This is a genomic window from Streptomyces sp. CNB091, assembly GCF_000377965.1.
Genome location: NZ_KB898993.1, coordinates 47,562 through 73,546, shown reverse-complemented (window position 1 = coordinate 73,546; position 25,985 = coordinate 47,562). Strand labels below are relative to the sequence as shown.

General features: G+C 71.8%; 29 protein-coding genes. 12 read left to right on the top strand and 17 right to left on the bottom strand.

The annotated features are described in order from the left end of the window. Positions 1–49 precede the first annotated feature (49 nt). The 11 genes from D581_RS0108525 to D581_RS0108480 form a co-directional block, all read right to left on the bottom strand. Positions 50–1,165 carry an aliphatic sulfonate ABC transporter substrate-binding protein gene (locus D581_RS0108525; RefSeq protein ID WP_018956818.1) on the bottom strand — a complete coding sequence of 372 codons (1,116 nt, stop codon included), beginning with the start codon at positions 1,163–1,165 and terminating at the stop codon, positions 50–52. Positions 1,166–1,393: 228 nt separating this feature from the next. Then, positions 1,394–2,740, bottom strand: coding sequence for a GTP-binding protein (locus D581_RS0108520; protein WP_018956817.1), 1,347 nt, complete (start codon positions 2,738–2,740; stop codon positions 1,394–1,396). 2 nt (positions 2,741–2,742) lie between these two features. After that, positions 2,743–3,678: a sulfate adenylyltransferase subunit CysD gene (cysD, locus tag D581_RS0108515; RefSeq protein ID WP_018956816.1), complete on the bottom strand. Its 936-nt coding sequence runs from the start codon at positions 3,676–3,678 to the stop codon at positions 2,743–2,745. Further along, the gene (gene cysC, locus D581_RS0108510) at positions 3,675–4,220 is read right to left on the bottom strand and encodes an adenylyl-sulfate kinase (RefSeq protein WP_018956815.1); all 546 of its coding nucleotides are present in this window, start codon (positions 4,218–4,220) and stop codon (positions 3,675–3,677) included. The genes cysD and cysC overlap by 4 nt, the downstream gene beginning before the upstream one ends. Positions 4,221–4,243: 23 nt before the next feature. Continuing rightward, positions 4,244–4,960, bottom strand: coding sequence for a phosphoadenylyl-sulfate reductase (locus tag D581_RS0108505; RefSeq protein WP_018956814.1), 717 nt, complete (start codon positions 4,958–4,960; stop codon positions 4,244–4,246). Continuing rightward, positions 4,957–5,136 (bottom strand): hypothetical protein, encoded by a 180-nt coding sequence (locus D581_RS0108500; RefSeq protein ID WP_018956813.1) that lies wholly within the window; start codon positions 5,134–5,136, stop codon positions 4,957–4,959. The genes D581_RS0108505 and D581_RS0108500 overlap by 4 nt, the downstream gene beginning before the upstream one ends. After that, entirely contained in the window at positions 5,133–6,830 is a 1,698-nt protein-coding gene (locus D581_RS0108495; RefSeq protein WP_018956812.1) for a nitrite/sulfite reductase, read from the bottom strand. Before D581_RS0108495 ends, D581_RS0108500 begins: the two co-directional genes overlap by 4 nt. Before the next feature lie 115 nt (positions 6,831–6,945). Beyond that, positions 6,946–7,029 carry a putative leader peptide gene (locus tag D581_RS1000000142000; protein WP_310738857.1) on the bottom strand — a complete coding sequence of 28 codons (84 nt, stop codon included), beginning with the start codon at positions 7,027–7,029 and terminating at the stop codon, positions 6,946–6,948. A gap of 190 nt (positions 7,030–7,219) precedes the next feature. Next, a complete protein-coding gene (locus tag D581_RS0108490; RefSeq protein WP_018956811.1) occupies positions 7,220–7,813 on the bottom strand; it encodes a GNAT family N-acetyltransferase in 594 nt (197 codons plus the stop codon). Between the two features lie 125 nt (positions 7,814–7,938). Beyond that, a complete protein-coding gene (locus D581_RS0108485; RefSeq protein WP_032752618.1) occupies positions 7,939–9,234 on the bottom strand; it encodes a helix-turn-helix domain-containing protein in 1,296 nt (431 codons plus the stop codon). A 260-nt stretch (positions 9,235–9,494) separates the two neighbouring features. After that, positions 9,495–9,689, bottom strand: a complete 195-nt coding sequence (locus tag D581_RS0108480) for a hypothetical protein (protein ID WP_018956809.1) — start codon at positions 9,687–9,689, stop codon at positions 9,495–9,497. Between the two features lie 74 nt (positions 9,690–9,763). Here D581_RS0108480 and D581_RS0108475 point away from each other — a divergent pair, with 74 nt between their 5' ends. Next, complete coding sequence (locus D581_RS0108475; protein ID WP_018956808.1) at positions 9,764–10,924, top strand: YihY/virulence factor BrkB family protein; 1,161 nt, start codon at positions 9,764–9,766, stop codon at positions 10,922–10,924. A 77-nt stretch (positions 10,925–11,001) separates the two neighbouring features. After that, positions 11,002–11,826: a DUF6597 domain-containing transcriptional factor gene (locus D581_RS0108470; RefSeq protein ID WP_018956807.1), complete on the top strand. Its 825-nt coding sequence runs from the start codon at positions 11,002–11,004 to the stop codon at positions 11,824–11,826. On the opposite strand, the gene D581_RS0108465 is transcribed toward D581_RS0108470, so the two are convergent. From D581_RS0108465 to D581_RS0108450, 4 genes are all read right to left on the bottom strand, one after another. After that, on the bottom strand, positions 11,754–12,158 hold the full coding sequence (locus D581_RS0108465) for a VOC family protein (RefSeq protein WP_018956806.1): 405 nt from the start codon (positions 12,156–12,158) through the stop codon (positions 11,754–11,756). The two genes, D581_RS0108470 and D581_RS0108465, sit on opposite strands and share 73 nt — an antisense overlap. A gap of 64 nt (positions 12,159–12,222) precedes the next feature. Continuing rightward, positions 12,223–13,773, bottom strand: a complete 1,551-nt coding sequence (locus tag D581_RS0108460) for a 3-hydroxyacyl-CoA dehydrogenase (RefSeq protein ID WP_026290331.1) — start codon at positions 13,771–13,773, stop codon at positions 12,223–12,225. Between the two features lie 177 nt (positions 13,774–13,950). Beyond that, positions 13,951–14,736 (bottom strand): 3-oxoadipate--succinyl-CoA transferase subunit B, encoded by a 786-nt coding sequence (locus D581_RS0108455; protein ID WP_018956804.1) that lies wholly within the window; start codon positions 14,734–14,736, stop codon positions 13,951–13,953. Beyond that, positions 14,733–15,686, bottom strand: a complete 954-nt coding sequence (locus D581_RS0108450; RefSeq protein WP_032752617.1) for a CoA-transferase — start codon at positions 15,684–15,686, stop codon at positions 14,733–14,735. Before D581_RS0108450 ends, D581_RS0108455 begins: the two co-directional genes overlap by 4 nt. Before the next feature lie 108 nt (positions 15,687–15,794). On the opposite strand from D581_RS0108450, the gene D581_RS0108445 reads away from it, so the two are divergent. From D581_RS0108445 to D581_RS0108435, 3 genes are all read left to right on the top strand, one after another. Further along, positions 15,795–16,727: a LysR substrate-binding domain-containing protein gene (locus tag D581_RS0108445; RefSeq protein ID WP_018956802.1), complete on the top strand. Its 933-nt coding sequence runs from the start codon at positions 15,795–15,797 to the stop codon at positions 16,725–16,727. Positions 16,728–16,844: 117 nt separating this feature from the next. After that, positions 16,845–18,065 (top strand): acetyl-CoA C-acetyltransferase, encoded by a 1,221-nt coding sequence (locus D581_RS0108440; RefSeq protein ID WP_018956801.1) that lies wholly within the window; start codon positions 16,845–16,847, stop codon positions 18,063–18,065. Positions 18,066–18,079: 14 nt separating this feature from the next. Then, a complete protein-coding gene (locus tag D581_RS0108435; protein WP_032752616.1) occupies positions 18,080–18,487 on the top strand; it encodes a hypothetical protein in 408 nt (135 codons plus the stop codon). A 99-nt stretch (positions 18,488–18,586) separates the two neighbouring features. On the opposite strand, the gene D581_RS0108430 is transcribed toward D581_RS0108435, so the two are convergent. After that, positions 18,587–19,282, bottom strand: coding sequence for a chaplin family protein (locus D581_RS0108430; protein WP_018956799.1), 696 nt, complete (start codon positions 19,280–19,282; stop codon positions 18,587–18,589). Between the two features lie 560 nt (positions 19,283–19,842). Between D581_RS0108430 and D581_RS0108425 the strand changes: the two genes are divergently transcribed. From D581_RS0108425 to D581_RS0108405, 5 genes are all read left to right on the top strand, one after another. Then, entirely contained in the window at positions 19,843–20,244 is a 402-nt protein-coding gene (locus tag D581_RS0108425; protein ID WP_018956798.1) for a rodlin, read from the top strand. Positions 20,245–20,605: 361 nt separating this feature from the next. After that, entirely contained in the window at positions 20,606–20,896 is a 291-nt protein-coding gene (locus D581_RS0108420; RefSeq protein WP_018956797.1) for a hypothetical protein, read from the top strand. 69 nt (positions 20,897–20,965) lie between these two features. Then, positions 20,966–21,376 carry a rodlin gene (locus D581_RS0108415; RefSeq protein ID WP_018956796.1) on the top strand — a complete coding sequence of 137 codons (411 nt, stop codon included), beginning with the start codon at positions 20,966–20,968 and terminating at the stop codon, positions 21,374–21,376. A gap of 188 nt (positions 21,377–21,564) precedes the next feature. After that, positions 21,565–21,783 carry a hypothetical protein gene (locus D581_RS1000000141995; protein ID WP_018956795.1) on the top strand — a complete coding sequence of 73 codons (219 nt, stop codon included), beginning with the start codon at positions 21,565–21,567 and terminating at the stop codon, positions 21,781–21,783. A gap of 133 nt (positions 21,784–21,916) precedes the next feature. Then, entirely contained in the window at positions 21,917–22,324 is a 408-nt protein-coding gene (locus tag D581_RS0108405) for a rodlin (RefSeq protein WP_018956794.1), read from the top strand. Between the two features lie 179 nt (positions 22,325–22,503). Here the strand turns inward: D581_RS0108405 and D581_RS0108400 are convergent, their stop codons facing one another. Beyond that, on the bottom strand, positions 22,504–23,004 hold the full coding sequence (locus tag D581_RS0108400; protein ID WP_018956793.1) for a DUF5949 family protein: 501 nt from the start codon (positions 23,002–23,004) through the stop codon (positions 22,504–22,506). Between the two features lie 362 nt (positions 23,005–23,366). Here D581_RS0108400 and rsgA point away from each other — a divergent pair, with 362 nt between their 5' ends. After that, positions 23,367–24,518 carry a ribosome small subunit-dependent GTPase A gene (gene rsgA / locus D581_RS0108390; protein ID WP_018956792.1) on the top strand — a complete coding sequence of 384 codons (1,152 nt, stop codon included), beginning with the start codon at positions 23,367–23,369 and terminating at the stop codon, positions 24,516–24,518. A 72-nt stretch (positions 24,519–24,590) separates the two neighbouring features. Further along, positions 24,591–25,964, top strand: coding sequence for a DNA-3-methyladenine glycosylase 2 family protein (locus D581_RS0108385; RefSeq protein ID WP_018956791.1), 1,374 nt, complete (start codon positions 24,591–24,593; stop codon positions 25,962–25,964). Positions 25,965–25,985 lie beyond the last annotated feature (21 nt).

Here is a 25,985-nt window from a genome sequence, read left to right as displayed (position 1 = left end):
GTCACCTCCTGGGAATCCTGGTTTCTGGTTCCTGGTACGGATGGGCGGGTTACTTGACGCCGAGACCGGCGTCGGCGACCTCGGGCCTGCCCTCGGCCTTGAGGATCTTGTTCAGCGGGCCCAGGTCGTAGATGCCCCGGAGGTCCGGCTCCTTGAGCAGACCGGACTTCACCGAGTGCCCGGCCTGCGTCTTGAGCGTGGCGGCCAGCGGGTCGTCGGTGATCTCGATCGACTCCCACGCCGGGTCGAGGATCTCCTTGGGCAGCGGCTTGCCGCTCAGGTTCTCCAGCGCCTTGTTGGCGGACGCCTTCGCCTCTTCGGGGTTGGCGTTGATCCACTTGTTGGTGGCGACCGAACCCTTCAGTACCGCCTCGACCACGTCCGGGTGCTCGTCGAGGAACTTCTGCGACACGATGATGTTCGTGATCACGAACTTCTTGTCCGGCCACAGGTCCTTCTCGTCGAGGAGCACCTTCGCGCCCTCGGAGACCAGCTTGGACGCGGTCGGCTCGGGCACCCAGGCGCCGTCCAGGTCACCGGACCTGTAGGCGTCGGGCGTCACCTTGTTGTCCGAGCGGACCACGGAGACGTCGCCCTTGCCGCTCTGGGCGTCGACCTTCCAGCCCTTCTCGGAGATCCAGTTGAGGAAGGCCACGTCCTGGGTGTTGCCGAGCTGCGGGGTGGCGATCTTCTTGCCCTTGAGGTCGTCCAGGGTCTTGATCTTGTCCGGGTCGACGACCAGCTTCACCCCGCCGGAGGCCGATCCGGAGATGATCCGCAGCCCCTTGCCCTGGGACTTGCTGAAGCCGTTGATGGAGGGGGAGGGGCCGATGAAGCCGATGTCGATGGAGCCGGCGTTCAGTGCCTCGATCTCGGAGGGGCCCGCGTTGAAGGTCGTGGACTCGACCTGGGTGCCGCCCAGTTCCTTCTGGATGGTGCCTTCCTGGATGCCGACCAGGGCGGTGGCGTGCGTGAGATTCGGGAAGTAGCCGATCTTCACGGTGTCCGAGGAGAGCTTCTTCCCCTTGGCGGAGACGTTCGCCTTCCTGGCGTCGTCGTCCTTGGCCTCGGAGCCGTAGCCGCAGGCGGTGGCCGCCAGGGCGAGCAGCGGCAGCGCCGCGACGGCGGCGATGGAGCGGCGAACGGTGGAACGGGGGGCAGGCACGGGAGGCTTTCCTCTCGTTGGCCCGGCGCTCGCGTCCCGCTGTCTGGTCAGGGGGGCGCGGCCGGGAGGTCGGCAGGTCTTCGGCGGTACGGACGGTGCGGGAGGGCGCGCGAGCGGTGCGCGTACGTCATCACGCACATCGCCCGACCCCGCCCTGACCACTTCCCAGGGCGCCGCTGCCCACCCGGCCGCCCTCCTTCGCGAAGGTGGAGAAGAAGTCGGTGGCCATCAGAAGTCCCACTCGGCGTCGTCGTCGGCGGCCGGGGCGGCGGCTTCGGCGACCGCGGCGAACGAGGCGCCCGCCATGCCGGCGCTCAGCGTCGTACCGTCCGCCGGGTCGATCAGGAGGAACGAACCGGTGCGCCGGGAGTCGGCGTAGGCGTCGAGCGCGAGCGGCTCGGCGGTGCGCACGACGACCCGGCCGATGTCGTTGGCGACCAGCTGCCCGGGGGCCGGGTGCTGGGAGAGGTCGTCCAGGGTGAGCCGGGAGGGGATGTCCTTGACGATCGCCTTGACCGTGCGGGTGGTGTGCTTGAGCAGCACCCGCTGGCCCACCGACAGCGGCTGGTCGGCGACGTGGCAGACGGTCGCCTCGACGTCCTGCGTGACGTCGGGGGAGTCGTCGGCCGGGGCGATCAGGTCGCCGCGCGAGATGTCGATGTCGTCGGCCAGCCGGAGCGTCACCGACTGCGGGGCCCAGGCGGTGTCGACGCTCTCCCCGAGCGCGTCGATGCCCGTGATCGTGGTGGTGCGCCCCGAGGGGAGCACGGCGACGGACTCGCCCACCCGGAACACCCCGGCCGCGATCTGACCGGCGTAGCCCCGGTAGTCGGGGTGCTCGGCGCTCTGCGGGCGGATCACGTACTGCACGGGGAAGCGCGCGTGGCAGGCGGTGAGGTCGTGGCTGACCGGCACCGTTTCCAGGTGCTCCAGGACGGTCGGCCCGCCGTACCAGTCCATGTGCGCGGAGGGCTCCACCACGTTGTCCCCGGCCAGCGCCGAGATCGGGATCGCGGTGATCTCCGGGACGCCGAGCGAGGCGGCGTACGCGGTGAACTCCTCGGCTATCGCGGCGAACACGGGCTCCGCGTAGTCGACCAGGTCCATCTTGTTGACCGCCAGCACCACGTGCGGGACGCGCAGCAGCGCGGCGACGGCGGCGTGCCGGCGGGTCTGCTCGACGACGCCGTTACGGGCGTCCACCAGGACCACGGCCAGCTCCGCCGTGGAGGCGCCGGTCACCATGTTGCGGGTGTACTGCACATGGCCCGGGGTGTCGGCGAGGATGAACCGGCGGCGGGCGGTGGCGAAGTAGCGGTAGGCGACGTCGATGGTGATGCCCTGCTCGCGCTCGGCCCGCAGCCCGTCGGTCAGCAGCGCGAGGTCCGGCGCTTCCTGACCTCTTTTCAGCGAGGCCTGCTCGACGGCCTCCAACTGGTCGGTGAGGATCGACTTGGAGTCGTGCAGCAGCCGTCCCACGAGGGTGGACTTGCCGTCGTCGACCGACCCGGCCGTGGCGAAGCGCAGCAGGGTGGTGGCCGACACGTCGGCGAACTGCTCGGTGGTCGTGGTCATGGTTAGAAGTACCCCTCGCGCTTGCGGTCTTCCATCGCGGCCTCGGACATCTTGTCGTCGGCGCGGGTCGCGCCCCGCTCGGTGAGCCGGGAGGCGGCGATCTCGGTGATCACGGCGTCCAGCGTGGTGGCGTCGGAGTCGACGGCGCCGGTGCAGGACATGTCGCCGACCGTGCGGTAGCGCACCAGACGGGTCTGGGTGGACTCGTGCTCCTTGGGGCCGCCCCAGTGCCCGGCGGTCAGCCACATGCCGTTGCGGTCGAAGACCTCGCGCTCATGGGCGAAGTAGATCTCCGGGAGCTCGATCCCCTCGCGCTCGATGTACTGCCAGACGTCCAGCTCGGTCCAGTTGGAGATCGGGAAGACGCGGACGTGCTCGCCCGGGGCGTGCCGGCCGTTGTAGAGCTGCCACAGTTCGGGCCGCTGCCGGCGCGGGTCCCACTGGGAGAACTCGTCGCGCAGCGAGAAGACCCGCTCCTTGGCCCGCGCCTTCTCCTCGTCGCGCCGCCCGCCGCCGAAGACCGCGTCGAAGCGGTGCTGCTGGATCGCCTCGGTGAGCGGGACCGTCTGGAGCGGGTTGCGGGTGCCGTCGGGGCGCTCGCGGAGCTTCCCGGCATCGATGTACTCCTGCACGGAGGCGACGTGCAGCCGCAGCCCGTGCTTCTTCACCGTGCGGTCGCGGTACTCCAGGACCTCGGGGAAGTTGTGCCCGGTGTCCACGTGCAGCAGGGTGAACGGCACCGGCGCGGGCGCGAACGCCTTGAGCGCCAGGTGCAGCATCACGATGGAGTCCTTGCCGCCGGAGAACAGGATCACCGGCCGCTCGAACTCTCCCGCCACCTCACGGAAGATGTGGACCGCCTCCGACTCCAGGGAGTCCAGGTGGCTGAGCGCGTACGGGTTGACGGTGCCTTCCGGCACGGTGGCGACGGTGCTCACGCCAGGCCCCTCTCGGTGAGCAGCGCGTGGAGCGCCGCTGCGGACTCCTGCACGGTCTGCTGGTGCGACTCGATCCGCAGGTCGGGCGATTCGGGCGCCTCGTAGGGGTCGTCGACCCCGGTGAGACCGCTGATCTCGCCGGCCGCCTGCTTGGCGTACAGCCCCTTCACATCGCGTACGGAGCACACCTCGACGGGGGTCGCGACGTGCACCTCCAGATACGTCGTGGACTCGGTGGCGTGCCGCTTGCGGACGGCCTCGCGGCTGTCGGCGAACGGGGCGATGACGGGGACCAGCACCTTCACGCCGTTGGCGGCGAGAAGCTCGGCGACGAAGCCGATCCGGGCCACGTTGGTGTGCCGGTCCTCGCGGGAGAAGCCGAGGCCCGCGGAGAGGAACTCGCGGATCTCGTCGCCGTCGAGCACCTCCACCCGGTGTCCCTCGGTCCGCAGCCGGCCCGCCAGCTCGTACGCGATGGTGGTCTTGCCCGCGCTCGGCAGACCGGTCAGCCAGATCGTGGCTCCTGTCTCCGTCACGCTCATCGAACTCTCCTGATCAGTCGTCATCAGCCGTGCAGCCCGCATTCGGTCTTGCCCCGTCCGGCCCAGCGGCCGGCCCGTGCGTCCTCGCCCTCCAGCACCCGGCGGGTGCAGGGCGCGCAGCCGACGGAGGCGTAACCGTCCATCAGCAGCGGGTTGGTGAGCACCCCGTGCTCGGCGACGTAGGCGTCCACGTCGTCCTGGGTCCAGCGGGCGATGGGGGAGACCTTCACCTTGCGGCGCTTGGCGTCCCAGCCGACGACCGGGGTGTTCGCCCGGGTCGGGGACTCGTCGCGGCGCAGGCCCGTCGCCCACGCGGCGTACGTGGTCAGGCCGTCCTCCAACGGCTTGATCTTGCGCAGCGCGCAGCACAGGTCGGGGTCGCGGTCGTGCAGCCTCGCGCCGTGCTCGGCGTCCTGCTCGGCCACGGTGCGCCGGGGGGTGAGCGTGATGACGTTGACGTCCATCACCGCGTCCACCGCGTCCCGGGTCCCGATGGTCTCCGGGAAGTGGTAGCCGGTGTCCAGGAAGACCACGTCCACGCCCGGCATCACCCGTGAGGCCAGGTGCGCGACCACGGCGTCCTCCATCGAGGAGGTGACGCAGAAGCGCGGCCCGAAGGTGTCGGTCGCCCACTTCAGGATCGTAGGTGCGGAGGCGTCCTCCAACTCCCGTCCGGCCTCCTCGGCCAGATCCCGGAGGTCCTCGTCGCCGAGTTGTCCGATCAGCAGAGCGTCCGTCATATCCCGTCTCCCTCACCGTCGTTGCGCCGAACGCCCCGGGCCAGCAGACCCAGGAACTTCAGCTGGAACGCACGGTTGCAGGAAGCACATTCCCAGGCGCCGTGACCGGTCTCGTTGGGGCGCAGGTCCTCGTCGCCGCAGTACGGGCAGTGGAACGGGGCGGCTCGCTCGCTCATGACAGCGACTCCGCACTGGCCCGGGCCGCCCAGGTCGCGAAGCGCTCGCCGTCCTCGCGCTCCTCCTGGAAGCGGCCGAGCACCCGCTCGACGTAGTCGGGCAGTTCGGCCGAGGTGACCTTCAGGCCTCGGACCTTGCGGCCGAACCCGGCCTCCAGGCCGAGCGCCCCCCCGAGGTGCACCTGGTAGCCCTCGACCTGGTTGCCGCTCTCGTCCAGCATCAACTGGCCCTTGAGGCCGATGTCCGCGACCTGGATGCGGGCGCAGGCGTTCGGGCAGCCGTTGATGTTGATGGTGATCGGGTGGTCGAACTCCGGGATTCGGCGCTCCAGTTCGTCGATGAGGGCGGCTCCGCGCGCCTTCGTCTCGACGATCGCCAGCTTGCAGAACTCGATGCCGGTGCAGGCCATCGTGCCGCGCCGGAACGGGGACGGGGTGACCTTGAGGTCGAGCGCCTCCAGCCCGGAGACCAGGGACTCCACCTGCTCCTCGGCCACGTCGAGCACGATCATCTTCTGCTCGGCGGTGGTCCGCACCCGGCCGGAGCCGTGCGCGTCGGCCAGCTCGGCGATCTTGGTGAGCGTGGATCCGTCGACCCGGCCGACCCGCGCGGCGAAGCCGACGTAGAAGCGGCCGTCCTGCTGCCGGTGCACCCCGAGGTGGTCGCGCCAGGTCTGGGCGGGCTCCTCGGGCGCGGGGCCGTCGATCAGCTCACGCTTGAGGTACTCGTCCTGAAGGACCTGGCGGAACTTCTCCGGGCCCCAGTCCGCGACCAGGAACTTCAGACGGGCGCGGGTGCGCAGCCGCCGGTAGCCGTAGTCGCGGAAGATCGCGATGACCCCGCCGTACACGTCGGGCACCTCGTCGAGCGGCACCCAGGCGCCGAGCCGCACCCCGAGCTTCGGGTTGGTGGAGAGACCGCCGCCGACCCAGAGGTCGAAGCCGGGCCCGTGCTCCGGGTGGTTCACGCCGACGAAGGCGATGTCGTTGATCTCGTGCGCCACGTCCAGGTGCGGGGAGCCGGAGATCGCCGTCTTGAACTTGCGGGGCAGGTTGGAGAAGTCGGGGTTGCCGATGAACCGCCGCTGGATCTCGTCGATGGCGGGCGTGCCGTCGATGATCTCGTTCTCCGCAACGCCCGCGACGGGCGAGCCGAGGATGGTGCGGGGCGTGTCACCGCAGGCCTCGGTGGTGGACAGGCCCACCTCTTCGAGCCGCCGCCAGATCTCCGGCACGTCCTCGATGCGGATCCAGTGGTACTGCACGTTCTGCCGGTCGGTGAGGTCGGCGGTGCCCCGCGCGAACTCCTGGGAGATCTCCCCGATCACCCGCAGCTGCTGGGTGGTCAGCCGGCCGCCGTCGATGCGGACGCGCAGCATGAAGTACTCGTCGTCCAGCTCCTCCGGCTCCAGCACGGCCGTCTTGCCGCCGTCGATGCCGGGCTTGCGCTGGGTGTACAGCCCCCACCAGCGCATGCGTCCGCGCAGGTCGTTCGGGTCGATGGAGTCGAAGCCGCGCTTGGAGTAGATCGTCTCAATACGTGTCCGTACGTTGAGACCGTCGTCGTCCTTCTTGAACTGCTCGTTCCCGTTCAGGGGGGTGTGGTGGCCCACGGCCCACTGGCCCTCGCCGCGGTGGCGTCCGGCCTTGCGGCGGGGCGTGGTGGTCGCAGGCTGTTCCGGGGTAGCGGCCATGACAATACGTCCTTCGGGACTGCGGGAGGGCGGCTCTGAGCGGCACACTCGCGCTGAGGCGCGGCGGTGCGCGGGGCGGTTCAGAGGGAGAGAGGGGGCGGCGGCGCTGGGACTCTCAGCTCGCCGGACAGATGGCGCTGGACATGCGGCAGAGGTCGACGTGGCGTCGACTCACCAAGGCAATTCCAGTTCCAGGCATGGCGGAAGCGTGTCACGCGCATCTCGGGGCAGTCCACCACTATCCGCTATGTGGACGACTGAGTCTCGAAGCATGGGACGATGTGGTGCTGGTCACGGAGTACGGCACCCGTAATGACGACAAAACACCCACCTGGCAGCCCTGAGGGCGGTGGAGCCACCGCTCCACCGCCCTCAGAGGTCACGGGTGATCAGGAGTACGCCCCGGGCCAGGGCCCCGGCGTCGCCACGTCCGGCTCCACCTCGGTCTTCGTGTCGAAGAGCCGGAAACCGCGCCGGAGATAGTTGTCCATCGCGTGCGGGCCGTCCTTCGAACAGGTGTGCAGCCACACCCGCTTCGTCGCCGGCCGCTCCGGCCAGCGCTCCGCCAGGTCCCACGCGCGCGCCACCCCGTAACTGAGGAGGTGCCCGCCGATCCGCCGCCCCCGGAACGCCGGGATCAGCCCGAAGTACATGATCTCGACCACGCCGTCGTCCTGCGCGTCCAACTGGACGTACCCGGCCGGCGTCCCGTTCTCGTACGCCACCCAGGTCTCCGCCCCGGGCCGCTGAAGGAGTTCCTGCCACTGGGCGTACGTCATGCCCAGCCGGTCGGTCCACTGGATGTCGCCGCCCACGGCGGAGTAGAGGAACCGGCTGAACTCCGGCAGCACCACCTCGGACCGGACGATGCGCAGATCGCCCTCCGGTACGGCGGCGGGACGGAGATCGTCGGGAGAGGTCTGCTCCAGCGACCAGACGGTCACCTCGGTGGTCGGGGCTGCGGGCTGCGGGGTATCGCTCATGACGGCCAGAGAACCATGCCGCCGCCCACTCCCGCACGGCGGCCCCCGCCCGGGAAGCCCCGCCCGGGAAGCCCCGCCCGGGAAGCCCCCGCCCGGGGACAGCACGCCCCCATCGGCCGCACCCCTCAGGCGAGCGGAGCCGCCGCGCGGGACTCCGTCACCACGGGCGCCCTGGAGTGCGGCAGCAGATCCGCGCGGTCCTCCGGGTGGATCACCTCCACCTCCACCCCGTCCCCGAAGCGGTACGGGCGGTGGGCCAGCACCTCCGCCAGCTGACGCCGCAGCCGGGAGACCTCGGCCCGGACCGTCACCGTCCGGGTCCCGTCCCCGAAGATGTCCCGCGCCAGCTCCGAGGCCGACCGCCCCTGCCGGTGCACCGCCAGCGCGTACAACAGCTCCGCGTGACGCGGCGAGAGCCGCTCGGTGCGGCTCCCCAGCGGACCGGTCACCCGCACGACGAGAGCCCGGGGCCGGCTCAGGTCCAGCACCACCCGTCGCGGCGCCCCCTCCGTGCCGCCGTCGTCCACCTGTACCAGCCAGCCGCCCGGCAGCGGCTCGACCCGGCACATACCGAGCGAGGGCAGCCACACCGGACCCGGCCCCAGCGACTTCGGCAGCGGCAGCCGGTCCACCGGAGCCATCCCCGTCACCGCCGCCAGCCGCCCGTGCACGTCCACAGCCAGCGCCCGCCCGCCGATCCGGCACAGGATCGGCGCGGCCACCGCGCGCAGCCGCTCGATCTCCGCCAGGTGACGGGTGCGGATCTCACCCTCGGCGAGCCGGGCCACCGAATCGACCAGGGCCAGCGTCGCCGGATGGAACGTGGACGCCGGACCGCTGATGTCCACGATCCCGATCAGCCGGCCGTCGCGCGGATCCCGGACCGGGGCCGCCGCACAGGTCCAGCCGTGCAGGGCCCGGATGAAGTGCTCGGCCGAGTGGACCTGGACGGGGACCCGGGCGGCCAGCGCCGTCCCGATCGCGTTCGTCCCGGTCGCCGCCTCGGCCCAGTCCGCCCCTTCCTCCAGGCAGATGGCGTGGGCCCGGCGCAGCACCCCCGGATGGCCCTGCCGCCACAGCACACGGCCCTCGGCGTCGGTCACCACCAGGATCTGCTGCGCGGCATCCGCTATCGAGGCCAGCCCCGCCCGCAGCAACGGCATCAGCTCGCCGAGCGCCGTGCTGTGGCGCCGGTGCTCGATCTCGTCCGCCTGTAACAGCTCACTCTCCGGCGACTGGTCGGGGTCGATACCGCTGCGCACCACCCGGTCCCAGGAGGCGTCGATCTCCACCCGGGGCGCGACCTCGGACCGGGCCCCCGCCAGCCGCGCCTCCCGCGCCCGGTGGAGCGACCGGGTCGCCTGGCGGCCCGCCCCCTGGCCCGTCACCCGCACCACCCCCGCAGAACCTGTCTCCGTCATGGTCCCCGTTCCCCCCGAACGCTTCCCGCCCGGCCCATCCTGCCGGTCACCTGGCCGGACCGCCGATCAGTCCACTCAGTCCACTCAGTCCACATAATCGTTGCAACCCTTTGCAACTCTGGCCAGATCCCGCGGCTCCGTACAAGAGTGGCAGGAACACTGTGCGCCGGGCCCGTCCCGGTCGCCCGGTGTCGCAGAAGCATGGAGGGTGGTGCCGTGTCGGCGCAGCACCACCCTCCGTCGCTTCCCACCCTCCCTCGCTACGCGACTCCCGGCCGGGCCCGTGTCACCACCGACGCCCGGCCGAGCTCGCCGAGCGCCTCCAGCGCCACGGGCAGGACCCCGGGCGCGACATGCCGTCCAACGGCCTCGCACAGGCCCCGGTCCGCGGCGAAGACGTCATGGCCGACCAGCGGTGGAACCTGAACGGTCACGGTGCGGGGGGTGGCTGCCATGCCGATACGGTAAGGACGTGCAGGCAGCAAATGAAACACCCGAGCGGCCACCGGGCCGGCTCCACCGGGCGCGAGTGCTCTACCGCAACGTCTCCAAACGACGGATGGCGTGGCACTTGCTCAAGGACACCGTCAACTCGTGCATCGAGTACCGCATTCTGGGACTCGCGGCCGAGGCGGCGTTCTTCACCCTGCTCTCCCTGCCCCCGCTGCTGCTCGGCATGATCGGACTGCTCGGTTACGTCGACGAGTGGACCACGACCACCACCGTCGCCTCCATCGAGCGCAACATCCTCTCCGCCGCACAGACGGTGCTGTCCGAGCGCGGGGTCAACGACTTCGCCAAACCGCTGCTCGCCGACGTCACGACCGGGGCCCGCCCCGACATCATCTCCATCGGCTTCGCCATCGCCCTGTGGTCCGGCTCCCGCGCGGTGAACGTCTTCATCGACACCATCACCGTCATGTACGGACTCGACGGCCACCGCGGCATCGTCAAGACCCGGCTGCTCGCCTTCCTGCTGTACGTCGTCGCCCTGCTGATCGGTGCGGTGGTGCTGCCGCTGCTGGTCGTCGGCCCGGACCGGGTGGTCCAGCTGGTGCCGTGGGGCACCGAGGTCATAGCCGTCCTGTACTGGCCGCTCGTGATCCTGCTGGGCGTCGCCTTCCTCACGACGCTGTACCACGTGTCCGTGCCGGTGCGTTCGCCCTGGATCGAGGACGTCCCCGGGGCCCTGATGGCGCTCGGCATGTGGGTCCTCGGCAGCTTCCTGCTCCGGATCTACCTGACCAACACGGTCGAAGGCCCCACCATCTACGGCTCCTTGGCGGCGCCGATCGCCGTCCTGCTGTGGATCGGCATCTCCGCCTTCGCGGTCCTGGTCGGCGCCGCGGTCAACGCGGCCATCGACCGGGTGTGGCCCTCGCTCGCCACGGCCGCCGCCCGCGAGGCCACCGAACGCGTCCGGGCCGCGCAGGCCGCCGAGTTCGTCGCCCGTACCCGCTCGGCCGCCCATGCCGGAGCGGACGACGAGGAAGACGAGGACGACGGCCCCGCGTACATGCCCTCCGAGTTCCCCGAGCGCTGGTCCCGCTTCCTGCCGCCCGACGACGTGAAGTCCCGGCTGCACGCGACCTGGGAGAAGGATCCCAGGGACACGAAGGAGAGCAGGGAGCCCAAGGAGTCCAAGGAGCCCACGTCGTCGGAGGACCCCTCCTCCCGCCGGCCGCGTTAGGCCCTGTCGTCGAACTCCCGTCGTCGCCCGGAGGGCGGCCCCGAGAGGCCGGACGGGACAGCCCTTAGCGTGGAAGCATGCCCCGGGAACACCAGCGAAACCAGCGACATCAGCGCGACCAGCAACGGCAGCACTACCAGGAACGGCAGCACTACCAGGAACGGCCGTCCCGGCTGGCCGGGGCCGTCGTCTGGACCCTGGACGTCCCGCCCGGACCGCCGGGCGCCGCCCGGTCCGTCCTTCCCGACGGCTGCATGGACCTGATCTGGTCCGCCGGCCGCCTGGTCGTCGCCGGACCCGACACCCACGCCTTCCGGGTCGACCCCCGCGACCGCGCCTCCTGCGCCGCGATCCGCTTCCCGCCCGGTACCGCCCCCGGCCTCCTCGGCGTACCGGCCGACGAACTGCGCGACCACCGGGTCGAGCTCGCCGACCTCTGGCCCCGGGCCGCCGTCCGCGGGCTCGTCGACCGGATCGACCGGGCCGCCGACCCCGCGGCCGCCCTGGAGGACTACGCCCTGGGCCTGGCCGCCGGGACCGGCCCCCCGGACCCGCTCACGGCGGCGGTCGCCGACCGGCTGCGGCGCGGCGGCTCCGTCGCGGCGACGGCCGCCGAGGTCGGCCTGGGCGCCCGCCAACTGCACCGCCGCTCCCTGGCAGCCTTCGGCTACGGCCCCAAGACCCTGGCCCGGATCCTCCGCCTCCAGCGCGCCCTGTCCCTCGTCCGCGCGGGCCTGCCGTACGCCGAGGCGGCCTGCGCGGCGGGCTGCGTCGACCAGGCGCACCTGGCCCGCGAGATGCGCGCCCTCGCCGGGACGACGCTCGGGGCCTACTTCTCGGCGGGCGACGCGGAAGCGAACAGCGACACCCCGCAGCCGTCCGGGTCCAGGACGACCGCGTAGCGCTGCCCCCACACCGCGTCCCAGGGCTTCAGATGCCCGGTGTACCCGGCGTCGACCAGCTCCGCGTACACCGAGTCCACCTCCCGCGGGCTGTCGCAGACGAAGGCCAGGCCGACCCGCTCACCGCCCGCCGGGCGCTTCCAGTCCGGATCGAACGAGGCGATGACCTCCTCCGTGTCCCACAGCAGCCGCCGCCCGCCCGGCAGGGTCACTTCGACATGCGGTGCGGACTCGGCCCCTTCGGGGATGTCGAGGCCGAGCCTGCGGTAGAAGGCGAGCGAGGCCGCCAGGTCCGCCGTGATGATGCTGATCGCGTCAAGTCGTGGAGTCATGCCCCGACCGTACGCACGCGGTGCCCCGATGGTCTTGTACGAATCGGTCGCCCGCGCCGGGACCTCACCCCAGGCAGTCGGCCGGAGAGGTCCCCGGGTCGGTCACGGCCAGGCCCAGGGCGGCCCGCTCCGTGAGCCACCGCGTCGGCCGGTGGCGCGGGTCGCCCGTCGTCGCGTGCAGCGACCGCTGGAGCTCCAGCAGCCTCGCCGCCCCGACCCGCTCACCCCAGGCCAGCGGCCCGCACGGATAGCCGAGCCCCGTCGTCACCGCCAGATCGATGTCACCGGGCGCGGCGAGCGAGCGCTCCGCGATCGAGCAGCCGACCGCGACGACGGAGGACAGCAGCCGCTGCGCGACCGTGCCCGCGGTGTCCCGCACCACCGACACCGCGTACGGATCGTCGCCCTCGGCGGCCCGCGCCAGCACCGCCCGCGCGTCCCGGGCGGCCACCGGGTCGCCGGCCGCCGTCACCGCGAGGACCCGCCGCCGCCCCGCCGGGGGAAGCACCTCCACGCCGAACGTACGCTCCCGGGGCCACGCGCCCTCCGCGACCGCCGCCGACACCGGCGTCCCCCAGACGGGCACCAGCACCACGGCCCGCGCGGACGGCCCCGCGCCCCGCTCGACCCGGACCCCCGCCGCCTCCAGGGACCCGGCCAGGGCCTCCTCGTACGCGACGGTCTCCGGCCGCCCGCCCCGGACCAGGAACACCGGGCGCTCCGCGTCCCCGGTGACCGCGCTCTCCGGCGCGGGGCCGGACGCCCCCTCGCCGTACGCGTACCAGCCACGGCCCGTCTTACGGCCGTGCAGCCCCGCCACCACCCGGTTCGGGGTCAGGAAGGACGGACGCAGCCGGTCCTCGTACCGGAAGCCCTCCCAGATCGAGTCGATCACCGCGGCCGTCACGTCGAGACCGGTCAGGTCCATCAGCTCGAAGGGGCCCATCCGCAGCCCCAGCACGTCCCGGGCGATCCGGTCGATCTCCGCCGGGTCCGCCACCGACTCCTCCAGCAGCGCCAGCGCCTCGGTCACCAGCCCCCGCCCGGCGTGGTTGACCAGGAAGCCGGGGGTGTCGGCGACGGTCACCGCCCGGTGTCCGCAGCCCTCCACCAGTTCGGTCAGCAGGGCCGGGATCTCCGGTCGGGTGGCCGCGCCCGGCACCACCTCGACGATCCTCATCAGCGGCACCGGGTTGAAGAAGTGCAGCCCGGCCAGGCGCGAGGGGTCCCGGAGCGTAGCGGCGATCCGGGTCACCGACAGGGAGGAGGTGTTGGTCGCGAAGACGGCGGAGGAGGGCAGCGCCCGCTCCAGCTTCCCGAACACCTCGGCCTTGGTCGCCAGGTCCTCCCGTACCGCCTCGATCACCAGCTCCACCTCCGGGCCCGCCGCCCACGGCTCGGCGAGCGGCACCAGCCGGGCCACGGCCGCGTCCCGCTCGGCGGCCGGCATCCTGCCCTTGGCGACGGCCCGGTCCAGCATCGAGGCGACGAAGTCCAGGGCGTCCGTCACCGCCTCGGGCCGTACGTCCCCGAGCTCGACGGTGTGACCGGCGCTCGCCGCCCACTGGGCGATGCCGCGGCCCATGGCCCCGGCTCCGACGATCCTGATACGCATGGCGGTGGGAGCCCTTTCAGCGGCGACAGAGACGATTCTCAACGGAGACGGAGACGGAGACGGAGACAGACACAGAGACGATTCTCAACGGGAGACAGAGACATTTCTTCGACGGGGACAGAGGCGGTTGGCCGACGGGGGACAGAAACGGTGCCTCCACGGGGGCGGACGCCGTCCTCAGCGGAGGTAGACGCGGTCGGGGTCGACATCCTCCCGCAGGAGCCGCAGCTCGGCGGCGGTCGGCGGGGCCGTCGTCGCCACCGAGCCGGCCGTCCTCAGCTCCCACCCGGTCGCGGCCCGCACCTGTTCGACGGTGACCCCGGGATGGACGGCGACCAGCCGCAGTTCGTCGCCGACCCCCTCCCTGGCGAGGACGCCCAGTTCGGTGACGACCCGGGTGACGCCGACGCCCAGCGGGCGGATCCCGTCCGCCAGCGCCCGGTCCGGCCCCGGCGTGGTGCAGAAGTCGAGGGCCTCGGCGAACGAGCGCGGTGTGTGGCGGCGCATCACCACGAACACCTCCCGGGCGTTCGCCATCACCTCGACCGCCCCACCGGAACCCGGCAGCCGGACCGACGGGCGGTCCCAGTCCCCGATGACCGAGGTGTTGAGGCTGCCCCACCGGTCGATCTGCGCGGCACCCAGGAAACCCACGTCGATGTGCCCGCCCTGAAGCACCGAGCCGAACAGGGCGGGCATCGACACCACCGCTTCGGCCCCGGTGATCAGGACGGCGTCCGCGATGGTCTCCGGCAGCCGGGAAGGGTGCGCCCCGCAGACCCCGGACTCGTACACCACCTCGATGCCCGGCGCGACGGTCAGCCGCGCCAGCTCGGCCGCCAGCGTCGGCAGCCCGATCCCCGCGAACACCGCGTGGCGTCCGGCCAGTTCACGCGAGGCGATGACCGACAGCAACTCCGAGGAGGTGACGGGCCGCGTGGCTTTCGGGTCCTGCTCGCTCACAGCCGCCTCCCGTAGTTCACCGGCTCGCTCAGCGCCTCGCCGACCGCCAGCCCCGCCCAGAACTTCTCGCCCAGCTTCGCCACGTACTCGGCGTGGTCGGCGGTGCCGTACACCCACTCCTCCAGCCACGCCCGCAGCCGAGCCGGGTCCTTGCTGATCGCGGACCAGGAGCGGTAGAAGGCGTTGTCCCGGTCGTAGTAGCCCTGCGCGAACGAGGGGTGCGCCCCGCGCGGGCAGACCACCACCGCGTTGACCGCGTGGGCCGGAACCAGTGTGCGGTTCGGGTCCGAGCGGACCACCTCGTCCGCCACCAGCTCCTCCACCACCACGACCGCCTTCTCCGCCGCGTACACCGCCTCCGCCTGGACGCCGGTCAGCCCCCAGACCTGGGTGTTGCCCCGGCGGTCGGCGCGCTGCGCGTGGACGATCGTCACGTCCGGGTTGACGGGCGGTACGACGTAGATCTGCTCGGCGCCCCCGTCGGCGGCCGGGTAGGGCGAGACGACCTTGCGGATGCCGGGGTTGACGGACGGCAGGTCGCTGCCCGCGTACGAGCGCAGCGGGTAGAACGGCAGCCGCTGCGCCCCCGCGAGATAGCGGCACACCATCCCGTAGTGGCTGTACTCCTCGAACGCCAGCGGCTCCGGGTCGGCGTGCTCGATCCGCCGCCGGAGCTCCCCGAGCGAACCGGCGGACGAGTTCCCCACGAAGGAGGAGACCAGCCGCGTCACGCACCCGGCCGCCAGCATCTGGTCCACCACGATGTCCGCCGTCATCCGGACCACCGTGAGATTCCGGCGGCCCTGCCGGATGATCTCGTGACCGGCGGCGGTCGGGATGAGATGGGTGAACCCTTCGAGGCTCACGGTGTCCCCGTCGCGGACGAAGGCGGCGACGGCCTCCCTCATCGACATGACCTTGCCGGCCGTCCGGTCCACGGTTCTCCTCATCGTCCGCATCCGCGGACCCCACGGTGTCAGCACCCATTGATGGCTGTCCAATACCGAATTAGGGTCGGATCAAGACCCGGGGCATATCAATGGAGCGAGGGGGTGTCCATGGAACTGCGCCACCTGAAGGCCTTCCTCGCCGTGGCCGAGGAGCTGCACTTCGGCCGGGCCGCCCAACGCCTCCGGATGGCACAGCCGCCCCTGAGCCAGCAGATCCGGCAGCTGGAGAAGGAACTCGGCGTCCAGCTGTTCCGCCGCAACACGCGTTCCGTCCGGCTCACCGGCGCGGGGGAGACCTTCCTCGACCCCGTACGGACCGTCCTCGACGACCTCGACACCGCCGTCCGGGCCGCCCGCTCGGCGGGCCGGGGCGAGTACGGCCGGGTGACCATCGGCTTCGCCGGCGCCTCCAGCCACGAGACGCTGCCCCGCCTCACCCGCGCCGTGCGCGCCGCACACCCCGGCCTCGAACTGGTCATGACCGGTCAGACCTACGCCAACGTCGCGCTGGACCGGGTCGGTGACGGCTCCCTCGACCTGGGCTTCGTCCGGCTGCCGGTGACCCGGCCCGGAGTGGAGCACCGGGTGATCGACGAGGAGGAGCTGCTGTGCGCCCTGCCGTTCGACCACCCGCTCGCCCGGCGCACGGCGGTGCCGCTCGGCGCGCTGGCGGACGAACCGTTCGTCTCCTTCCCCGCCAACTCCGGCTCCACCGTGCGCGACGCCATGACCGAGGCCTGCGAGAGCGCCGGGTTCACCCCGCGTGTCGTCCAGGAGGCCCCCGACTCGTACACGATCATGGCGCTCGTCGCCGCCGGGGTCGGCGTCACCCTCACGGTCACCTCCGTACGCCACATCCAGCAGAGCGGACTGGTCTACCGGCCTCTCACCGGACCGCCCATCCGCCGCCAGGCGGCCCTCGCCTGGCGTGCCGACAACCCCTCCGCCGCCCTGCACGCCGTGCTCGCCGTCGCCCGGGCCGCCCTGCCGACCCCCGTACGCGGACCGGGCGGAGGACCGATTGAGACGCCGGGCCTCTGAAAAGGGGGCACATCCGGTATTGGACCCGCTCAGTCACCGGATGCGAAGGTCACCCCACCACCCGCGCCCCTCCCGCCGCCCTGGTCGCCCTGGTCGCCCTGAAGGAAAGGCCCCGCCGTGCCGCTCGACGTCGTCATCTGCGAACCCCTGCGCACCCCCATCGGCCGGTTCGGCGGGGCCTTCGCCCAGCAGACCCCGGCCGCGCTGGCCGCACAGGTCATCGCGGAGATCGTCGCCCGCACCGGCGTCGACCCCACCCGGGTCGACGAGGTGATCCTCGGCCACGCCTACCCCACCAGCGAGGCCCCCGCCATCGGCCGGGTCGCGGCCCTGGACGCCGGACTGCCCGCCACGGTCACCGGCTCCCAGATCGACCGCCGCTGCGGCTCCGGACTCCAGGCGGTGCTGGACGCGGCGATGCAGATCCGGGCCGGATTCAGCGACGTGGTGATCGCGGGCGGCGTCGACGTGATGAGCGCCGCCCCCTACTACACCCACGACGGACGCTGGGGCATCAAGGGCCCCGGCCTCCAGCTCCACGACGCGCTCGCCCGGGGCCGCGTCACCGCCGGAGGCGTCAACCATCCGGTGCCCGGCGGCATGATCGAGACGGCGGAGAACCTGCGCCGGGAGTACGGGATCAGCCGGGCCGACCAGGACGCCCTGGCCCTGCGCTCCCAGCAGCGCGCCGCCCGCGCCGCCGCCGAGGGCCGCTACGACGCGGAGACCATGCCCGTCACCGTACGCACCCGCAAGGGCGAGACGACCGTCACCGCCGACGAGCACCCCCGGCCCGAGACCACCGCAGAACAACTCGCGGCCCTCCGGCCGGTGATGGCGAAATCCGACCCGGACGCCACGGTCACCGCGGGCAACGCCAGCGGCCAGAACGACGCGGCCGCCGCCTGCCTGGTCACCAGCGCCGCGACCGCCGAACGCCTCGACCTCACCCCGCTCGTCCGCCTCGTCTCCTTCGCCCGCGCGGGGGTGCCCGCCGCGACGATGGGCATCGCCCCCGTCGCCGCCACCCGCACCGCGCTCGACCGGGCAGGCCTCACCCTCGCCGACCTCGACCTGATCGAGCTGAACGAGGCGTTCGCCGCCCAGGTGCTGGCCTGCACCCGGGAGTTGGGCCTCGGCGAGAAGGATCACGACGAGCGGATCAACGTCAACGGCTCGGGCATCTCGCTGGGCCACCCGGTCGGCGCCACCGGAGCCCGCATCCTCGCCACCCTCACCCGCGAACTCCACCGCCGCGAGGGCCGGTACGGAGTGGAGACGATGTGTGTCGGCGGCGGCCAGGGCCTCGCCGCGATCTTCGAACGCATCGCGGACTGAAGGACAGGAATCCCTTGGGCAACAACGATCCGGCTGCCGTGATCTTCGCATCCGACCTCACGTTCCGGGTGTGGAAGTACGGGATCGGACACTCGCAGCTTCTGCTTCGATCCGCCTCGGACGAGTCCGAGGGCGAAGGGGTGGACATCCTTTTCGAAGGAGTCGCTGCCATGCGGCTCGCCATGCGCTACGAGGCGTTGCAGCTGCGTTCCGTGGACGAGGAAGAGTTCCGGGAAGTCTTCGACAGCTCGGGTGTGGACGAGAAGTGGCGAGATTCCTTCGTCATCGTCCGCCTGAGCTCCCGATCGGGCGAGGGCTACGTGCAGTGCGCGAGGATCACCGCTGAACGGCGGCACGTGCAGAGCGGCTCGGGGCGAGATCCGGACGGGCTGCGCGACCTTCTCTGGAGTCTGGGCCCGTAACCCGACCACGTCGAAACGACTGCCGCAGGCGCAGACGCAAAGGTCCGGCCGGACAGTCCCCGCTGTCCGGCCGGACCTCGTTCTCCCGCAGGAGGTCTGTCAGTCCCGTGCGTTGCGGGTACGGCGCATCAGCACCGCACCGCCGAGCAGCAGCGCGGCGCTCGCGCCGGCGGCCAGGCCCAGGTCGGCGGCACCGGTGTCGGCCAGGTGCGCGCCCGGGCCCCCGGACCCGGGCGTACCGGACCCGGGCGTACCCGAGCCGGGCGTGTCGGTACCGGGCGTGCCGGTCGGCGGCTCGTCAACGGGCGGCTGGTCCACCGGCGGCTCATCGACCGGGGGCTGGTCCACGGGGGGCTCGTCCACCGGCGGTTCGTCCACCGGGGGCTTGTCCACGGGCGGCTCATCGACGGGCGGCTGGTCCACCGGCGGTTCGTCGACCGGGGGCTCGTCCACGGGGGGCTCGTCCACCGGCGGTTCGTCGACCGGGGGCTCGTCGACCGGCGGCTTGTCCACCGGCGGCTTGTCCACCGGCGGGTGGTTGTGCTTCGGCCCGTCGGCGTTCACGCACTTGTTGCCGAAGGCCGGGTTCAGCAGAGCGATCACATTGACGGTGTTCCCGCACACGTTGACCGGGACGTGCACCGGCACCTGCACCGCGTTGCCCGAACCGACCCCCGGTGAACCGACGGCCGCGCCCTCGGCCGACGCGTCGGCGTGCGCGGTGCCGCCGACCGCCGCCAGGAGACCGGATGCGGCCGCCATGACGATAACGCTCTTGTTCAAGACCTGTCGCATTACTTGCCCTTCCTTAGGACATTCGCGAGGACTTCGCGTGGGTGCTTCGCGCGGGGATGACGGGCAGCCGTCGGGAGGAGCCGCGGCACAGCCGGACCCTGCGGTGAAGCCATGGTGAAAGTGATGAAGACGTGCGCGCTGGACGACTGCCATAACGACCCGGGTTCAGGTGGGAAACTCGGATGTGCGTGGAAATTGTGTAATCACCTGAACGGGTGGTGCCGTCGAACCCCGAGCATCCCGTTTCACGGATGGAGAGAAACGATTCGCCGCCACCTGCATGGGCTATCGCACGTGTTGACGGCAGAGAAGTGCCCTCTTCCGTAGAGGCCACGGCCTCGGAGCCGCTCGCCCTCGTCCGCCCGTCCGCCCGTCCGCCCGTTCGGGCGAGGAGCGCCGGAGGGGTGTGCGCAATTCCTTCACGAACAGGGGGTCGTACGAACAGATATGGGGGGGCGGTCCCGCGTCCGGCATTCGGGTGAATGGGCAGAACCTAATGCCGGGCGGCGAGTTGACCAGGGGGCTCCGCTACGGGGCGATCGGTACGAGAAGGGTTAATCGTGATCAAGAAGGTTCTGGCTACGGGCGCTGTCGCCGCCTCCATCCTCGGTCTCGGCTCGACGCAGGCCATGGCCATCGCCAACGACGGCGGCACCACCACGGTCAATGGCAACGGCGCCTCGCAGGCGTACGGCAACTCCGAGACCCACGGTGACTGGAGCCCGCAGTTCGCGCTGATCCAGGGCTCGCTGAACAAGCCCTGCATCGCCCTGCCGGCCAAGGCGAACCTCGGCTCGCTCATCGGCATTGTGCCGATCACGGTCCAGGACATCAACGTCCTGTCCTCCCCGCAGAACCAGCAGTGCACCGAGAACTCCACCCAGGCCAAGGGTGACGAGGCGCTGTCGCACATCCTGGAGGACATCCCGATCCTCTCCGGCAACGGCGCCGGCAACAACTGATCCGCAGCCGCCCTACTCGGGCCCGAGTCCTCGGAGTTCCTCCACCGAGCGGCTCGGGCCCGTCGCCGTTCCGGGACACGCGCACGGGTTTCCCCGCATCAACAAGTAACCCCCTGGGCGGCCGGGCCCCGTGCCCGCAATCGGTGGGCCCCGGACGGTGGATACCGTCCTGGACCCTTTCGCAGCCCTTAGGGGGATCGGAATCGCGGAAGGCGCCGGAGAAAGTCGTCCCACCGCAGTTTCCCGCATGCGACCGGATCGTTGATCAGGGAGAAAGCGGCAGAAGTCACAGGTAAAGAAAGCTTGTGTGCGGCACGGGAACGTGACCGAAACAGATGCCGCGCAGAAGGGAACCAGAAAAGTGAAGTACGCGAAGACCGCCGCCCTTGTTGCCGGTTCCGTGGCTGCCCTCGGAGCGGCCGCCCCCGCCTTCGCCGTCACTACGCCCACGGCCCCCAACTTCAGCCTCGACAGCGGCCTCAACCAGGTGATGGCCAGCGCCCCGCAGGTCGTGGACCCGGTGGTGGGCGCGGTCGCCGAGACCGCCGAGACGGTCTCGAAGGACGGCACGGTCGGCAAGCTGGCGGGCCAGGCAACCGGGGTGGCCGAGGGCGCCGCTCCGCTGCTGGGCGGAGTTCCCCTCGGCGGCTGACCGCCGCAGCACACCCTTTCCATTTGGTTCTTTCACCGATCCGTATCACTCCCTCAGAAGGGCTCCTTCATGTTCAAGAAGATCATGGCCTCGGCCGCCGTTGCCGCCTCGATCGTCGGTGTCTCCGCCGCTGCCGCCGCACCCGCCATGGCCATCGCCAACGACGGCGGCACCACCACGGTCAACGGCAACGGCGCCTCGCAGGCGTACGGCAACTCCGAGACCCACGGTGACTGGAGCCCGCAGTTCGCGCTGATCCAGGGCTCGCTGAACAAGCCCTGCATCGCCCTGCCGGCCAAGGCGAACCTCGGCTCGCTCATCGGCGTCGTGCCGATCTCGCTCCAGGACATCAACGTCCTGTCCTCCCCGCAGAACCAGCAGTGCACCGAGAACTCCACCCAGGCCAAGGGTGACGAGGCGCTGTCGCACCTGCTGAACGACATCCCGATCCTCTCCGGCAACGGCGCCGGCAACAACTGAGACCGGGTAGACCGGGTCTGCTCCGGCCGACCCGCGTGGGGCCAGTCCAGCCGTACGGCGATCGTTCTTCGCCGGACCGGGTGGGCTGGCCCTTCGTCGTGTGCCAACGCCTCCGGCCGGGTTGTCCCGTTGGGCCGGATGCCGCAGCGCCGGCTGACGATCCGGTCCGGGCCGGGTAGGGCCTCCGTATGGATCCGTACGACAGTCAGACCCCCCAGGGCGGAGAGCGGTCGCCCGCGTCGGGCGGCACACCGATCTACGACCGGCTCGTCGCCGAGTGGCAGGCGGCCGGAGGCGTTCGCCGCCTGCCGGAACCGCACCGGGACCAGGCGCCCCGGTGCGGCGGTTTCGTGCCGGCGGCGCGCACGTCGGACGAGGGCTCCGGACCGGAGGCCGCTGGAGGATGAGGCCCCGCGCACCGGGGAGTGGCGTCGACCTTGCGCCGGAACGAACCCATTTGAGTGGTGCTGCGCAACCGATCAGGGGTGGTGGCAGTTGATCAGTACGTTCCACAACGGGACGCTCCGAAAGGTGAAGTTGATGAAGAAGATGATGGCCGGCGCTGCAGTGGCCGTGTCCCTGCTCGGTCTGTCCGCAGTCGCGGCTCCCACGGCCATGGCGATCGGCAACGACGGTGGCACCACCACGGTCAACGGCAACGGTGCCGAGTCGGAGATCGGCAACGCCGAGACGGAGGGCAACTGGAGCCCGCAGAACCAGCTCGTCCAGGGCACCCTGAACAAGCTCTGCGTCGGCCTGCCCCTCAAGGCCAACGTCGGTTCGCTCATCGGCGTCGTGCCGATCACGGCCCAGGACATCAACGTCCTGTCCAACCCGCAGAACCAGCAGTGCACCGACAACTCCACCCAGGCCAAGGGCGACGAGCCGCTGTCGCACATCCTGGACGACATCCCGGTCCTCTCGGGCAACGGCGTCGGCAACAACTGACGCACCACAGCCTGAGGTGTTGAGTGCGGGCGGTCCGGAGATCACACTCCGGGCCGCCCGTCCCCGTTTCGCGGCAACGGCCCCCTCGGGCGCCGCGCGTCGCGCACCGTACGGGTGAGGCCCACCACTCCACGGGGGTGGTGGGCCTCGTCGTGTGTCCGGGGCGGCGGAAGGGCTCCTCAGCCCAGGGAGCGGACCGGGAGCAGGCAGTGGGCGGCGGTGCGGACGACCTCCACGTCGGTGGCGAAGGCCCGCAGCCGGTCCTCGCTGACCGGCTGCCCGGGCACGGCGTCCGGCCAGGGGCTGGTGGCGAACATCCCGTACACCTGGCCCTGTGCCTGCGCGGCGGCCAGCCACTCCTCGGGGGCCGGGTACTGCGCCGAGAGGTGAGGAAGCGTCAGGACGGCCTGCCCCGCCTGGACGAGGAGCTTCGCCTGGATGGCCGGGGTCTCGCCCGCGTCCTGGATCGGGCCGCCGACGCGGAGGCCCGCGCGCTCCAGCATGGCGCGCATGGCCTCGCGGCCGACCACCGGGCCGTCCTGCCCGTCGCCCAGCGAATAGGCGAGGAGGAAGGCGGTGTCCTGGTCGGCGTCGGGCTGCCGGCCGCTCCAGCCGATCAGGATCTGCGTGCCCAACTGGGCCTGAGTGAACGTGCCGGTGGAGGCCTGGGGTGTGGTCATGCTCGGCACCCTAACGGCCCCGGACCAGGCTCTATGCATGCGTATCACCCGATCGAGGGAGATCTGTGCCCAACTCCGGCGAACACCCCGGCCGGGCCGCCTCCATCGGAGGTGCGCGGAAAAGCTGTTGACGCCGCTCCCTGAGGTCCGGCTAATCTGGCCACTGTTCCGGGCGTCGCCATGACGCCCGCGGCATGGAAGCGGAAAGAACCAGGAGGTGAGGACATTGATGACTGTCGTTGCGATGGGCACTGCCCACAACCGGAAGAGCATCGTCCTCATCCCCGTGGCCACCGGCTGACCGACTTCCCTCACTCCCGCGCCGAGCGCGCGCGCCGGGGCCACCCTGTGAAGGGTTTCCCTTGTCTTTCTCGTTCCTCACCGCTCGTTCCTCCTCGCACCCGCTGACTCCGTACGGCTGGGACGAGGACTGGGCGGCCGCCTTCTCCCCGTACGCCGAGCAGGGGCTCGTGCCGGGACGCGTCGTGCGCGTGGACCGCGGTCAGTGCGACGTGATCACCGCCGACGGCACCGTCCGCGCCGACACCGCGTTCGTCGTGCCCCGTGACCCCATGCGGATCGTCTGCACCGGTGACTGGGTGGCGCTCGACGCCGGCGGCGATCCGCGCTTCGTCCGTACGCTGCTGCCCCGCCGCACCGCCTTCGTCCGCTCCACCTCCTCCCAGCGGTCCGAGGGGCAGGTGCTCGCCACCAACATCGACCACATCGCCATCTGCGTCTCGCTCGCCGTCGAGCTGGACCTCGGCCGCCTGGAGCGCTTCCTCGCGCTCGCCCTTTCCAGCTCCAGCGGCGCCGCCCTGCTCGGTGACGGCCGGGGCGCGGGCCACACCCCCGAACCGATCGTGCTGCTCACCAAGGCGGACCTGTTGCCCGACGCGGTCACGTTGGCCCACCTCGTCGGGGACGTCGAGGCGATCGCCCCCGGGGTCCAGGTGCTGCCGGTCAGCTCCACCACGGGCGAGGGGCTCGACGTCTTCGGCGCCGTCGTCTCCGGTGGTACGAGCGTGCTGCTCGGCATCTCCGGCGCGGGCAAGTCGACCCTGGCCAACACCCTGCTCGGCCAGGACGTCATGGACGTACAGGCCGCCCGGGACGTCGACGGCAAGGGCCGGCACACCACGACCACCCGCAACCTGCTCGTCCTGCCGCACGGGGGCGTCCTCATCGACACCCCCGGGCTCCGCGGAGTGGGCCTGTACGACGCCGGGACCGGGGTCGGCGAGGTGTTCTCCGAGATCGAGGAGCTGGCCACCCGATGCCGGTTCCACGACTGCGCCCACCAGTCCGAACCGGGGTGCGCCGTCCTCGGCGCGCTGGCGGACGGGGTCCTGCCCGAGCGGCGGCTCGACAGCTACCGCAAACTGATCCGCGAGAACCAGCGGATCGTCGCCAAGACCGACGCCCGGGTGCGCTCCGAGATCCTGCGGGACTGGAAGCGCAAGGGCGCGGAGGGGCGCGCGGCCATGCAGGCCAAGCGCGGCCGGGTGCGGTAGCCCGGAGCGACCGGTTCGACGTCCGAAAACCGCGAGTGCGGCGACCCCGGCTGCCGCACACTGGACGGTGTGATGGACGAACGGACCAGGTACGAGGCGGTCAGCAGCCGCGACGCGCGGTTCGACGGCGCGTTCTTCTTCGCCGTCGTGACCACCGGCATCTACTGCCGGCCGAGCTGCCCCGCCGTCACGCCCAAACGCGCCAACGTGCGCTTCTACCCGACCGCGGCGGCGGCCCAGGCCGGCGGCTTCCGGGCCTGCCGCCGCTGCCGGCCGGACGCCGTGCCCGGCTCCGCCGACTGGAACGTCCGCGCGGACATCGTCGGCCGGGCCATGCGCCTCATCGGCGACGGCGTGGTGGACCGCGAGGGCGTCCCCGGCCTCGCCGGGCGGCTCGGCTACAGTGCCCGGCAGGTCCAGCGCCAGCTCAACGCCGAGCTGGGCGCGGGACCCGTCGCGCTCGCCCGCGCCCAGCGTTCCCACACCGCCCGGGTGCTCCTCCAGACCACCGGGCTGCCGGTCACCGAGATCGCCTTCGCCGCGGGGTTCGCCAGCGTCCGGCAGTTCAACGACACCGTCCGGCAGATCTACGCCCGCACGCCCAGCGCCCTGCGCGCCGAGGCCGGTACGGGACTCGGCGGCGCACGCCGCGAGGGGACCAGGGCCGGAATCCCGCTGCGGCTCGCCCACCGGGGCCCGTACGCCACCGCCGCCCTGTTCGACCTGCTGGCCGCCGGCGCGGTCGCCCGGGTCGAGGAGGTGACGGGCCCGCCCGGCCGCCGCGTCTACCGGCGCACCCTGCGACTGCCGTACGGGGCCGGGCTCGTCGCGGTCGACGAGGCCTCGCCCGGCGGCCCCTGGCTGGAAGCCCGGATCCAGCTCACCGACCTCCGCGACCTGACCACCGCCGTCCAGCGGGTGCGCCGCCTGTTCGACCTGGACGCCGACCCGTACGCCGTGGACGAGGCGCTGGCCGCCGACCCCCGGCTCGCCCCGCTGGTCGCCGCCCGCCCCGGGCTGCGGTCGCCGGGCGCGGCCGACCCGGAGGAGGCCGCGGTGCGGACCCTGGTCGGGCGCGAGGCCGCCGGGGAGCTGGTCGAGCGGTACGGGAAGGCGCTGGACGTGCCGTGCGGCGGGCTCACCCATGTGTTTCCGGAGCCGGACGCGCTCGCCGGTTCCGCCGATGACCCGGCCCTCGCCGCCCTGGCCGCCGCGCTCGCCGACGGAGGGCTGCGGCTGGACGCCGGGGCCGACCGCGACGAGGCGGAACGGACGCTGCTGACCCTGCCCGGGATCGGCCGCCGCACCGCCGCCCTGATCCGGATGCGGGCGCTCGGAGACCCCGACGTGGACCCGTACGGAACGCCGGGCGCGGAAAGGTGGCGGCCCTGGCGCTCCTACGCGGTACGTCATCTGGAGGCGGCGGGGGCAGCGGTCCCCGGCTGACCGGGGCCCCGGAGCAGGCGT